This window comes from Dyella sp. C9 (genome assembly GCF_003332825.1).
GTDB lineage: Bacteria > Pseudomonadota > Gammaproteobacteria > Xanthomonadales > Rhodanobacteraceae > Dyella.
Window position 1 is genome coordinate 53,401 of the sequence record NZ_QIRF01000017.1, and the last position, 12,115, is coordinate 65,515.

A 12,115-nucleotide genomic window follows, 5' to 3' on the forward strand; every position below is an offset into this window, starting at 1 on the left:
CGCCGGATCACCGCATCAACCAAGAATCACATGGCCGCGTCACGGCGCGGCTACTGGAGCAAAACATGAAACTGGGTTCCCTGAAGGAAGGCGGTCGCGACGGTACGCTGATCGTGGTCAGCCGCGACTTGAGCAAGGCGGTCAAGGCCACCGGCATCGCCGCCACCATGCAGGCCGCGCTGGACGATTGGTCCAATGTCGCGCCGCGCCTCAATGCACTGTCCGAAGAACTCAACGGCGGCACGGCGTCGGGCGCATTCGCACTGGACATGGCCGCACTGGCTTCGCCGCTGCCGCGTGCCTATGAATTCGTCGACGGCAGCGCCTACCTGCCGCACGTGGAGCGCGTGCGTCGCGCCCGCGGTGCCGAGGTGCCCGAGTCGTTCTACTCCGACCCGCTGATGTACCAGGCCACCAGCGCCGGCTTCCTTGGCCCGCGCGACCCGGTGGTGGTGCCCAGCGAAGACTACGGCATTGACCTCGAGGCCGAGGTGGTGGTAGTGACCGATGACGTGCCGATGGCGGTGACGCCCGCGCAGGCGGCCGAGCACATCCAGCTGGTCGGCTTGGTCAATGACGTCTCCCTGCGCGGCCTGATTCCGGCGGAGCTGGCCAAGGGTTTCGGCTTCCTGCAGTCCAAGCCGCGCTCGGCCCTGTCGCCCGTGCTGGTGACGCCGGATGAACTGCAGGACGCCTGGCAGGACGACAAGCTGCACCTGCCGATGCGCACCTGGCTCAACGGCAAGTGGTTCGGCGAGGCCGAATGCGGCGTGGACATGCAGTTCAACTTCGCCCAGCTGGTGGCACATGCAGCCAAGACCCGGCCGCTGACCGCCGGCACCATCGTGGGCTCCGGCACCATCGCCAACGAAGACACCAGCAAGGGCGCTTCCTGCCTGGCTGAGCAGCGCACGGTGGAAACCCTGCGTGATGGCAAGCCGAGCACGCCGTTCCTGAAGTTCGGCGACACCCTGCGCATCGATGTCACCGACAAGACAGGTGCCTCGATCTTCGGCGCCATCGAGCAGGTCATCGCGCCGCTCAAAGCCTGAGCATCCCGAGCTCAAAACGCGGCAAGCCAGCACCGGTGGGCTTGTCGCGGGTGATGCGAATTGTCGCATCCAGCTGATGGTCATCAACGGGGTGTGGGCGGCGGCCGACGATACTGCCGTCCATGCCCAGCGACACCATCGTCCCCGAGTTCGATCCGGAACTCATCGCCCGTTACGACACGGCGGGCCCGCGCTACACCAGCTATCCCACCGCACCGCAGTTCCATGAAGGGTTTGGCGAAGCGCAACTGAGGGCGGCGGCACGAGCCTCCAACGAAGAGCCCACATCCCGGCCGCTGTCGGTCTACGTGCATGTGCCGTTCTGCTTCAGTCCCTGCTTCTACTGTGGTTGCACGCGCATCATCACGCGTGACGTGAGCCGCGCCGACCGTTATCTGGGCCGTCTGCAGCAAGAGATCGCGCGCGTCGCGCCGTTGTTCGACCGCAACCGGCCGCTGTTGCAGCTGCACTTCGGCGGAGGTACTCCGAACTTTCTCGATGTGCCGCGCATGGCGACGGTGGTGGAGTCGTTGGCGCGTCACTTCAGCTACCGGCACGATGGCCCGCACGAGTACGGCATCGAAATCGATCCGCGCTATGCCGATGGGCGCTACGTCAGCGACCTGGCCACGCTGGGCTTCAATCGCATGTCGGTGGGCATCCAGGATTTCGACCCGGCGGTGCAGGCCGCGGTCAATCGCATCCAGGGCGTGGAGCGGACCCGGGAAGTCATCGACGCAGCGCGTTCCTCGGGCTACGGCTCGGTGAGCGTCGATCTCATCTATGGCCTGCCACGGCAAACCCTTGGTGGCTTTGATCGCACGCTCGATCAGGTGATTGAGCTGGCACCCGATCGCATCGCCGTGTATGGCTACGCGCACCTGCCCCGGCTGTTCAAGGCGCAACAACAGATCGACGCCGGCGACCTGCCGGAGCCAGCCATGCGACTTGCCCTGTTCGGCAGGGCATTCCAGCGGCTGTGCGATGCCGGTTACGTCTACGTAGGCATGGATCATTTCGCTCGCGCCGACGACGAGCTGGCGACCGCGCAGCGACGAGGTACCTTGCAGCGCAATTTCCAGGGTTATTCCACCCATGGCGATTGCGACATCATCGGGCTGGGCGTGAGCGCCATCAGTCGCATCGGTGACAGTTACAGCCAGAACGCGCGCGACCTGCCCGGTTATGAGGCGGCCTTGGAACAGGGCCGTTTACCGGTCGTGCGCGGCATCCTGCTGGGGCGTGACGACATCATTCGTCGTGCCGTGATCAGCGAGCTCATGTGCCACGGCGAGCTCGACATGCCCGGCTTCAGTGAACGTCATCGGCTGGATTTCGCCGACGTGTTCGCTTCCGAGCTGGCACGCCTGCGCGAGCACGCGACCGATGGCCTGGTCACGGTGGACGAGCAGACCATCCGCGTGACTTCGCGAGGCAGGCTGCTGCTGCGCAACGTCGCTATGTGCTTCGACGCTTACCTCAACCAGCCGAATGAATCGGCCCGTTACTCGCGCACGATCTGACCAGGGACTGGATGCACGGGGTGAGGCGACTTTTTGGGTGATGCCGTCGAGCGGAGGCATGGTCGACATGAACCGATCGCCGACGATATGCGCCCCCGGGCTTCCGACGGCTTCGCCCGCCGCCGTCGGCACGGACATGTGCAGGACTCACCAGGGTTGGACCTGGCGAGCTGGGCCTTGGTGTGCGGCCTGGCTGCGCGTGAGTGCCGTGTTGAGCCTTGCCAGGCCGGGCTACTAGCGGCCGGTCCAGCATCGCTGGCAGGCCTTGGTGCCTGTCCGTGAAAGCGGTGGTGCGCCCGGGCCTTTTTCGGCAACGGACGACCATCGCCGCTGCGCTGGGTCGGGTCAGCCAACGAGACTGCCGCGCTGCCTGGTGTAGCTCGCCGCATTTGCCTCAGGCTCTTGATCCGCATCAGGGCCGTGGCTGGGGAGGAACTCCAGACTTCCGTTTCCTCATCATGTCCTTCGGAACCCCATGACTCGCGCCACCTCGTTCGACCGCGAGCAGCTACTCGCTTGTGCCCGCGGCGAGCTGTTTGGTCCAGGCAATGCGCGCCTGCCATCGCCGCCCATGCTGATGTTCGATCGCATCACACACGTTGCGGCGGGTGATGGTGCGTTCGGCAAGGGATCATTGCGCGCAGAGCTGGATATTAGTCCGGGGCTCTGGTTCTTCGTCTGCCATTTCGACAGCGATCCGGTCATGCCCGGCTGTCTCGGATTGGATGCCCTGTGGCAGCTGAGCGGGTTCTTCCTGCCATGGCTCGGCTTGTCGGGGCGTGGCCGGGCACTGGGCGTCGGACAGGTCAAATTCTCGGGCCAGGTGCTGCCGACGGCCAAGCTGGTCAGCTATGAGGTCGATATCCGGCGCGTAATGCGCGGGCGCATGGCGCTAGTGGTGGCGGACGGCAAGGTCCTCGTCGATGGACGGCTGATCTACGTCGCCACCGACATGCGTGTCGGCCTGTTCCAGTCGACGGACGGTTTCTGATGCGTCGCGTGGTGGTCACGGGCGTTGGCCTGGTCTCATGCCTCGGACACGCGGCCGATACGGTGGCCCAGGCGTTGCGCGATCTGCGCAGTGGCATACGCGCCATTCCCGACTATGCCGCCCGTGGCTTGCGTAGCCAGGTGGCCGGTGTGCCGCAGATCGACCTGGAGGCCCTGATCGATCGCAAGCTCCGTCGCTTCATGGGTGACGCTGCAGCCTACGCATATCTGGCCATGCGATCGGCCATGACCGACGCCGGGCTGCTGATGGAGCAGGTGAGCCATCCACGTACCGGCGTTATCGCCGGCTCCGGTGGCGGTTCGGCCCAGTGGCAGATCGAGACGGCGGACTTGCTGCGCGAGAAAGGGGTGCGCCGCGTCGGCGCTTTCATGGTGCCGCGGACCATGTGCTCCACCGTTTCAGCGACGCTGGCGACGGCCTTCGGTATCCTGGGCCTCAGCTATTCGATTGCTGCGGCCTGTGCCACTTCAGCCCATTGCATCGGCGCGGCAGCCGACCTCATTCGTCACGGGGCGCAGGATGTGATGTTCGCCGGTGGTGGCGAGGAAGTGCATTGGGGCATGACGGCCCAGTTTGATGGCATGGGCGCGCTCTCGGCGCGAGACAATGACACCCCGGAGCGCGCGTCCCGCCCTTATGACGCCAACCGCGATGGCTTCGTGATAGGTGGCGGTGCGGGGATGCTGGTGCTGGAGGACTATGAGCACGCGCGCAAGCGCGGTGCCCACATTCATGCCGAATTGGTGGGTTATGGCGTGTCCTCGGATGGGGCGGACATGGTGGCTCCGTCCGGCGAGGGCGCCGTGCGATGCATGCGCATGGCGTTGGCAAACGTCGGGGCGCCGATCGACTACCTCAACACCCATGGCACCGCCACGCCGCTGGGCGATATCGTCGAACTGGCGGCGGTGCGCGAGGTGTTTGGGCGGGAAGTGCCCCCCTTGTCCTCGACCAAGGCCTTGACCGGACACTCCCTGGGCGCGGCCAGCGTGCACGAGGCCATCTATAGCTTGCTGATGCTCCGCGATGGATTCATGGCCGGCTCTGCGCACATCGAACAATTGGACCCGAGAGCCGAGGGTTTCCCCATTCTGCGCGATACACGCGAAGCGCGCCTGCGCACGGTGATGTCCAACAGTTTCGGTTTTGGCGGCACCAATGCCAGCCTGGTCTTTGCCAGAGCCTAGGTCATCATGACTCCACCGGCGGCAACTGCACGATGTCGATTGCCCGAGGAGCGTCGCGTGGACGTGTTGCACACAGCTTCGACATCCGGGCGAGTAACACAGAGCGGCGATCGTTCCCGGCGCAGGTGGCCGAAGTCATAAGGAGGATTCGGACCCATGGTCGACTATATCCAGGCCTGGCAATGCATCGGTTGCGGCAAGATCGAGGCGCCGCAGCCGTGTATTGGCGTATGCAGCGAGCGCAAGGTCCTCATGGTGGGCAAGGGCGATTACGAGCACGCCCAGGATCAGATCGCCGCCCTGCATGCCCGGCTTGCCAAGGCCTGCAGCATGCTGCAGCGTTTCGCCCTGGCCAAGCCACATGAGGGGCAGTGGGAGCGCTCATGGCTCGCGCTGCAGGCACAGGTGCGGGAAGTGCTGGCTACGCTGGATACCGCCGCGACGGACGGCCGATCGTCACCCTGATGCGGAGCGCCATGGGTAGGCAACCTCGCCGGTGTGTTCAGCCGGGGAAGCCAGGAATCGACAATGTCCGGCCCTCATCGATCGAAAGACGATGGTGAATTAGGGCAAGCTGGTCCAGCAGGGCGGCGCGAGCTTCGGCAGCATGGGGGTTCTCGCGTTGGATTGCAGCAAACAGGTGGCCGGCATCGCCACGGACCGCGGCGAGCATGTTGGCCAGTCCGAGAAACGACGGTGGCGCCATCGACAGGTCTTCGCCGATACCAAGGTCAACCAGGGCCTTGGCAATGAAGAAGGCCAGCGCGTGGGTGTACGCCATGGCACGATCATGACTGGGCGCATCGCATTCGATCACTTCGCAATGTATCGACTGGAGCAGCGAACGCGCCTGCTCAGCCGCAAGGGGATGTCGAGAACTGGCGCAAAGCACGACGCGCAACGGTTGTTCGTTACGTTCAAGGCTGAGTGGGCCGAACAGCGGATGCGTGCCGACGTGGGCAATCTCCGCGCCAAGCAGTTCGTCCATGAGTCGGCAGGGTTCCTCTTTGACGCTGCCCACATCGATGACGGTTTGTCCTGCGCGCAGGCAGGGACGTAGTTCTTGCAGCGCGGATGCCAGGCGTGGCACGGGCATGGCGAGAACGATCCAGTCGGCGCCGTCCACCACCTTGGTCATGGTCGTGCGTGCCCAGGCCGGGGGAACCTCGGCCTTCGGGTCGAACACGGCGATGTCATGGCCGGCCGCATGCAGAAGCTGGGCAAACGCCTTGCCGAAGCGGCCGTAGCCGAGCAGGGCGATGGGCATGTCAACTCCTCGAAGCGCAGTAAGGGATGAGCCTAGGCTGCATCGACGGAAGGAAGCTTGGCTCTCAGCGCGAGGACCTGTTCCTTCAGGAACTGGAAATAGCGATCGATGTAACTGACGTCATTTTCGCTGTCCAGCAGGTACGGATTCATCAGCGTATGACGAAGGATAAGCAACCGGTCGGCGGGGGCATTTTCACCCAGCGAGGCCATGCACAGGCCAAGGGACGAGAGTACGCGTTGTGTTTCCGCGGCGCCTAGCAAGGCTGGTTGCAGGCTGGTCTTGGAGCCGAAGAAATCCCGCGTCTGAAGTGGTCTCGACAGATCGCAACGCTGCATGTCATGCAGAGCGCGCACGAACCAGTTCGCCTGGCTGACCTCGGTATTCCCCCATGGATTAAGCGCCAGTCCGACGAGATTGCTGTCCGGCTCGAACGGGACCGCAACGCGGGCCAGGCCTTCCATGTCGATGGCGAATCGACGGGCCGCGTTGCGGAAGGCCTCCGCGGCATGGATCGTCGTGCTGACCAGGCGTCCGAAATGTTGGTGTTCCAGTGGCAGCACCCGATGGGCCACATAGGCCGCCGCGGCGTTGGCCCCTGGTTTGGAACCTTCCGGCGTGAACTGGCCGAGATCGCGATAACGCGCCATATAGCCTTCCGCATCTTGCTCGTCGAAGACGTAGTCGGCTGGCTCTGCCAGCAGGGGCATGGCGCGATGATCCCGGCAGACGAAGGCCCCGATGCCGTAGGGAAGGTAGCCGAGCTTGTGCGGATCGACGGTGATGGAATCGGTTTCACCCAGTGCCGCGAAAGCGGCATACACCTCGGGTGAAGGGAAGTGCTCGAACTCGGCGGCGATCTCGGAATGCGTGCGCAGGCTACCGTCTGCGTTGCGGAACAGTGCAGCCAGATAGCCACCCCAGGCGGCATCCACGTGCACACTGAAATCAAGGCCTTCCGTACGCGCCTGCAAGCGTGCGGCCACTACCTCGTGCACGGGATCGATGGTGCCGTACTCCGTGCTGCCCAGTACGGCGACGCACATCAGGACAGGGCGATGTTGCTCCGCACATCGCGCGAGCACTTCATGCAGCGCGTCACCATCGAGGCGCATGCCGCGCACAGGAAGCAATCGAAGTTGATCCCGGCCCAGGCCCAGCAGCTTCAGTCCCTTGCTCCACGAGTAATGCGCCGTGATCGGAGCGAGCACCAGCGGAGCCCGAAGCGCGCCGTGGGCGGAAAAGAAGGCGGCCAGTCCGCGTCGCTCGACGCGTTCCGCTTCGACCCGTAGGCGCCAGTCCTCGGCGATGCCCGGCGCTTGGTCGTCCAGCCAGCATTGCCAGCGCTCCCGCAAGGCGATGACCTGCTGGGCTGGGAGATTGAATGCCTGCCAGTCATCTTCCGGCAGGTCGAGTTCGGGGACGCGTGCCGCCCGCAGGGCCACCGGGAATGACTTGAGCGCCAATGCCAGCCGTAGCGCCTGATAGTTGGCCAGGGTACCGCCCGACGTAAGATGCCCGAAGGCGCAGTCGGGCCGGCCAGGGTCATCGGGATAGCCGAGCATGCGGGCCAGCTGCAGGCCGACCTTCAGCTCCAGCTCGACGGTGACTGGCGCCGCCTCTTCACAGACGTTGTTGGGGTTGTAGGGCAGGGCCAGCATCTGTGCAGCCAGACCCGGCAGCAGCAGGTCGGATGCCATGTGGCCCACGTAGCGCGGACTGTGGAAAGGCACTGACTTCTTCAGCGCTGCGGAAAGCTGGTGAAGCTCGCGCCTCGTGCGCGCCTCGAACGCCCGGTAGTCCGGGTGATGCGTCGCCGCGGTACTGATGGCCGGCGGATCCTCGGGGTGGAAATTGCGCCGCCAGTAAACGTGGTCACGCAGAAATTCGACCAGGAACTTTTCGAGCAGCGTGTCGTTTTCCCCGTAGGGTCCAAGAAAACAGGCATCCAGGAAGTGATCGCGTGGTGCTGACATGGGCAGGCGGGCCATGGAGGGTGCGGACCTGCGGATGATGGGCAACGGCGTTGGCCATGGCGGTGATATAGGTCAGCGCGGCACATCGCCTGAGGATGTGGGCATCGTCTTTCTTGCTGGCGCCATGTTCTACTTATAGGCCCCATCCTAAAGAGGTGTCCCATGTCCCAGGTTACGCTCAAGGGCAATCCAGTCCAGGTCGACGGTCATTTCCCCGCTACGGGCGAGCAGGCGCCGGCGTTCTCGCTGGTCGGCAAGGATCTCGCCGATGTGTCGCTGGCCAGCTTTGCCGGCAAGCGCAAGGTGCTCAACATCTTCCCGAGCGTGGACACGCCGACTTGCGCCACTTCGGTGCGCCGCTTCAACGAGAAGGCCAGCCAGCTGAAGGATTCGGTGGTGCTGTGCATTTCCGCGGACCTGCCGTTCGCGCAGGCGCGCTTCTGCGGTGCGGAGGGGCTGGACAACGTGGTGACCCTGTCTACCCTGCGTGGCCACGAATTCCTGAAGAATTACGGCGTGGCCATCGCCTCGGGTCCGCTGGCGGGCCTGTCCGCGCGTGGCGTGGTCGTGCTGGGTGAAGACGACAAGGTGGTTTACAGCGAGCTGGTGGGCGAGATCGCCCACGAGCCGAACTACGACGCGGCGCTGGCTGCACTCGCCTGATGGCCTGACGGTCTGGCAAACGGCCGGGATACCCGGCCGTTTGCCCGGGGCTTGGGCGATGCGGCGCTGCTGGCGGGAAGGCCCGCGAGGGCGGCGACGTGCGCTTGCGCATTCCCCAAAAGAAAAGCGGCCAGCCTGAGCTGACCGCCTTCCTCCCCACAAGCGTGTCTTGCCGGCGCTATTTGGCGAGTGCCAACGTGCCCTTCATGAGCGCGGCATGGCCAGGAAAGGTGCAGAAGTAGGCATAGTTTTCGCCCGCCTTGAGCTTGGCCACCGCGATGGTGACGCTGTCGGACTCGCCGCCACCGATCAGCTTGGTATGGGCGATCACGCGGGTGTCGTCTGGCTTGACGTAGTTCTCCGCGGCAGCGGCCTTCATGCCATCGGCAATGATGCCCGGCTCGTCCGCCGCGCTACCCAGCACCCAGTTGTGGCCCATGGAGGCCTTGGGCAGCTTGCCGGTGTGCTTGAGGGTGACGGTGAACTGCTTGCAGGTCTTGGGCACCTCGATGCTCTTTTGGTTGTACTGCATCGCATCGTTGGCCTCGATGGTGGTGGAGCAGTCGGCCGCCCACAGGGGTAGGGCGAACAGGCCGAGCAGGGCGAGGGCCAGGGTTTGGCGGATCATCAGGCGAACTCCAGCGCGGAGGTGGGAAAACCCGACAATGCCGATGGCGAATCCGCTGAGCGCTGATCTGGATCAGCCGGAACTGCTGCAAGCTGCCGCAGCCGAAAAAAACAAAAGCCGGGCGAGGCCCGGCTTTTGCTGAACTGCATGAGGCAGGACGCTTACTTGGCCGCCATCAGTGCGATGGTCATGTCCAGCATGCGGTTGGAGAAGCCCCACTCGTTGTCGTACCACGACAGCACCTTCACCAGCGTGCCTTCCATGACGCGCGTCTGGGTGGCGTCGTAGGTGGAGGAGGCAGGGTTGTGGTTGAAGTCGATCGACACCAGCGGCTGCGTGTTCACCGCCAGGATGCCCTTCAGCGCGCCATTGGCGGCTTCGTTGATGGCAGCGTCGAATTCTTCCTTGGTGGTCGGACGGGCGGCGTCAAAGGTCAGGTCGACCACCGACACGTTGATGGTCGGCACGCGCATGGCGAAGCCGTCCAGCTTGCCGTTGAGCTCCGGCAGCACCAGGCCCACCGCGGCGGCGGCGCCGGTCTTGGTCGGGATCTGCGAGTGCGTGGCCGAGCGGGCGCGACGCAGGTCGGAGTGGTAGACGTCCGTCAGCACCTGGTCGTTGGTGTAGGCGTGGATGGTCGTCATCAGGCCACGCTGGATGCCGATCTTCTCATGCAGCACCTTGGCCAGCGGAGCGAGGCAGTTGGTGGTGCACGAGGCGTTGGAGATCACTTCCAGCTTGGAGGTCAGCTTGTCGTCGTTCACGCCGATGACGAAGGTGCCGTCCACGTCCTTGTCGCCCGGGGCGGAGATGATCACCTTCTTGGCGCCGGCGGCGATGTGCGCGCTGGCCTTGGCCTTGGAGGTGAACAGGCCGGTGCACTCCAGCACCACGTCCACGCCCAGCTGGCCCCAGGGCAGCTTGGACGGGTCGCGCTCTGCGCACACCTTGATGCGGTCGCCGTTGACGATCAGATCGCCGCCGTCCACCGACACGGTGCCCGGGAACTTGCCGTGGGCGGTGTCGTACTGGGTCAGGTGCGCGTTGGTCTCGGCATTGCCGAGGTCGTTGATCGCAACGATCTGGATCTCGTTGGTACGACCGGCTTCGTACAGTGCGCGCAGAATGTTGCGGCCGATGCGACCGTAACCGTTGATGGCGACCTTGATGGCCATGGGACAGCGTCCTCCAGAGTGAGGTGACGAAAATGGCGGCTGTGGGACCGCCGTAAAACCACTATTTTAACCTGAACCGGGCAGGGGCCTCATCCCGCAGGATAGGCGAGCGGCCCGGGCTGTTCAGGAACGCGCCGAAGCGCTTGAATGGCAATTTTGGGGCACGAGGCCCCTGGACCAAGGAGAACGCCATGAGCGAGGCAGAGCAGACCATCGGAATCACCCTGGAACAGGTGGCCGACTACGAGTTCCGGGTGCGTTTCGATGAGACGTCGATCCCCGACCTGACCACCGACGAAGGCGCGCCGCTGGGTCGCGGCGCCGGCCCCAACCCCTCGCGGTTGCTGGCCGCCGCCGTGGCCAACTGCCTGAGTGCCAGCCTGCTGTTTGCCCTGCGCAAGTACAAGAACACGCCCGGCCCGCTGGCGGCCACCGCCAAGGCCACCCTGGCCCGCAACGAACAGGGGCGCTGGCGCGTCAGCCATATCGGCGTGGACCTGCAGCTGGCCGACAAGGCCGAGTTGCTGGAACACCTCGACCGCGTGCTGGCCCAGTTCGAGGACTTCTGCATCGTGACCCAGAGCGTGCGCCAGGGCATCAAGGTAGACGTCAACGTGCGCGATGGTGACGGCCAGTTGTTGCCGGTGCCGGGCGCAGGCTGAGCCGAAGCTGTCATCAGGCTGTGGCAGACTTGCCCGTTCCTTCCAGCGGAATACTCATCACCATGTCCTTGTTGCGTCGATCGGCTGCTGCCGCGCTCATCTGTCTGGCCATCGCTCCTGCCGTCCAGGCATGGGGGCCGCTTGGCCACAGCATCGTCGCCGACCTGGCGCAACGACACCTCAGCCCCGCGGCCGAGGCCGAGGTGGAGCGCCTGCTGGCGCCGGAGCACACCAAGTCGCTGGCCGACATTGCCAGCTGGCCCGACGAAATCCGCAACGATCCCACCAAGGACGCCTTGTGGAAGCAGACCCGCGGGCTGCACTACGTCGACTTCACCTCGGGTGACTGCAACTACACGCCGCCGCGCGACTGCAAGGATGGCGTGTGCGTGGTCGAGGGCATCGACCACTACGTGAAGATCCTGGCCGACAAGAGCCAGTCCGATGCGGCCCGCCTGGAAGCCCTGAAGTTCGTCGTCCACTTCATTGGCGACGAACACCAACCGTTGCACGGCGGCTCGCGTGACGACAAGGGTGGCAACACCTATCAGGTGCAGTTCGATGGCAAGGGCACCAACCTGCACAGCGTGTGGGATTCGGGTCTGCTCAAGACCCATGGACTGGAATGGAAGGCCTACGCGGATGAACTCGATGCGCGCGGCCCGGTGACCCTGCCGCCGCCGATCCCGCCGGCCGACAACGTCTATGCGCAGTGGGCCGAAGAGTCCTGCCAGATCTCGCGCGACATCTATCCGCCCAGCCACAAGATCGACAACGCCTACGTGCAGAAGGAACTGCCGGTGGCCGAGCTGCGCCTGCGGCAGGCGGGGCGTCGCCTGGCCGACGTGCTCAACCTCGCCTTGTCCAACTGATGCATTGAACCCGGCCCTGCGCGGGCTGGGTGATGCGGGGCCGGCGCAATGCCGGCCCTCGCTGTTTACCGGGGAGCGAAGCGTCCACTGGTTGGATA

General features: G+C 64.8%; 13 protein-coding genes. 8 read left to right on the top strand and 5 right to left on the bottom strand.

All coding sequences use genetic code 11. The features are described from left to right. The first annotated feature begins 65 nt into the window (after positions 1 to 65). Positions 66 to 1,052 carry a fumarylacetoacetate hydrolase family protein gene (locus DVU99_RS16540; RefSeq protein WP_114241333.1) on the top strand — a complete coding sequence of 329 codons (987 nt, stop codon included), beginning with the start codon at positions 66 to 68 and terminating at the stop codon, positions 1,050 to 1,052. Here the strand turns inward: DVU99_RS16540 and DVU99_RS20250 are convergent. Then, positions 1,042 to 1,176: a hypothetical protein gene (locus DVU99_RS20250; RefSeq protein WP_255412921.1), complete on the bottom strand. Its 135-nt coding sequence runs from the start codon at positions 1,174 to 1,176 to the stop codon at positions 1,042 to 1,044. The two genes, DVU99_RS16540 and DVU99_RS20250, sit on opposite strands and share 11 nt — an antisense overlap. Between DVU99_RS20250 and hemN the strand changes: the two genes are divergently transcribed. The 4 genes from hemN to DVU99_RS16560 all read left to right on the top strand — a co-directional run bounded on the left by hemN (position 1,175) and on the right by DVU99_RS16560 (position 5,239). After that, the gene (gene hemN, locus DVU99_RS16545; RefSeq protein ID WP_114241334.1) at positions 1,175 to 2,575 is read left to right on the top strand and encodes an oxygen-independent coproporphyrinogen III oxidase; all 1,401 of its coding nucleotides are present in this window, start codon (positions 1,175 to 1,177) and stop codon (positions 2,573 to 2,575) included. The genes DVU99_RS20250 and hemN overlap by 2 nt on opposite strands. Positions 2,576 to 3,050: 475 nt before the next feature. Continuing rightward, complete coding sequence (fabA, locus tag DVU99_RS16550) at positions 3,051 to 3,566, top strand: 3-hydroxyacyl-[acyl-carrier-protein] dehydratase FabA (protein ID WP_114241335.1); 516 nt, start codon at positions 3,051 to 3,053, stop codon at positions 3,564 to 3,566. Next, positions 3,566 to 4,774 (top strand): beta-ketoacyl-ACP synthase I, encoded by a 1,209-nt coding sequence (fabB, locus tag DVU99_RS16555; protein ID WP_114241336.1) that lies wholly within the window; start codon positions 3,566 to 3,568, stop codon positions 4,772 to 4,774. Before fabA ends, fabB begins: the two co-directional genes overlap by 1 nt. Before the next feature lie 156 nt (positions 4,775 to 4,930). Further along, on the top strand, positions 4,931 to 5,239 hold the full coding sequence (locus tag DVU99_RS16560; protein ID WP_114241337.1) for a hypothetical protein: 309 nt from the start codon (positions 4,931 to 4,933) through the stop codon (positions 5,237 to 5,239). Between the two features lie 37 nt (positions 5,240 to 5,276). On the opposite strand, the gene DVU99_RS16565 is transcribed toward DVU99_RS16560, so the two are convergent. Both DVU99_RS16565 and DVU99_RS16570 read right to left on the bottom strand, forming a co-directional pair. Then, positions 5,277 to 6,041, bottom strand: coding sequence for a prephenate dehydrogenase (locus DVU99_RS16565; protein WP_114241338.1), 765 nt, complete (start codon positions 6,039 to 6,041; stop codon positions 5,277 to 5,279). A gap of 32 nt (positions 6,042 to 6,073) precedes the next feature. Further along, the gene (locus DVU99_RS16570; RefSeq protein ID WP_114241339.1) at positions 6,074 to 8,032 is read right to left on the bottom strand and encodes a pyridoxal-dependent decarboxylase; all 1,959 of its coding nucleotides are present in this window, start codon (positions 8,030 to 8,032) and stop codon (positions 6,074 to 6,076) included. Between the two features lie 147 nt (positions 8,033 to 8,179). Here DVU99_RS16570 and tpx point away from each other — a divergent pair, with 147 nt between their 5' ends. Beyond that, positions 8,180 to 8,680: a thiol peroxidase gene (tpx, locus tag DVU99_RS16575; protein ID WP_114241340.1), complete on the top strand. Its 501-nt coding sequence runs from the start codon at positions 8,180 to 8,182 to the stop codon at positions 8,678 to 8,680. Between the two features lie 178 nt (positions 8,681 to 8,858). Here tpx and azu read toward each other — a convergent pair whose 3' ends face one another. Both azu and gap read right to left on the bottom strand, forming a co-directional pair. Beyond that, a complete protein-coding gene (azu, locus tag DVU99_RS16580; protein WP_114241371.1) occupies positions 8,859 to 9,305 on the bottom strand; it encodes an azurin in 447 nt (148 codons plus the stop codon). 164 nt (positions 9,306 to 9,469) lie between these two features. Further along, positions 9,470 to 10,483 carry a type I glyceraldehyde-3-phosphate dehydrogenase gene (gap, locus tag DVU99_RS16585; protein ID WP_114241341.1) on the bottom strand — a complete coding sequence of 338 codons (1,014 nt, stop codon included), beginning with the start codon at positions 10,481 to 10,483 and terminating at the stop codon, positions 9,470 to 9,472. 191 nt (positions 10,484 to 10,674) lie between these two features. Here gap and DVU99_RS16590 point away from each other — a divergent pair, with 191 nt between their 5' ends. Continuing rightward, entirely contained in the window at positions 10,675 to 11,145 is a 471-nt protein-coding gene (locus DVU99_RS16590; RefSeq protein ID WP_114241342.1) for an OsmC family protein, read from the top strand. A 62-nt stretch (positions 11,146 to 11,207) separates the two neighbouring features. Next, on the top strand, positions 11,208 to 12,017 hold the full coding sequence (locus tag DVU99_RS16595) for a S1/P1 nuclease (RefSeq protein WP_114241343.1): 810 nt from the start codon (positions 11,208 to 11,210) through the stop codon (positions 12,015 to 12,017). Positions 12,018 to 12,115 lie beyond the last annotated feature (98 nt).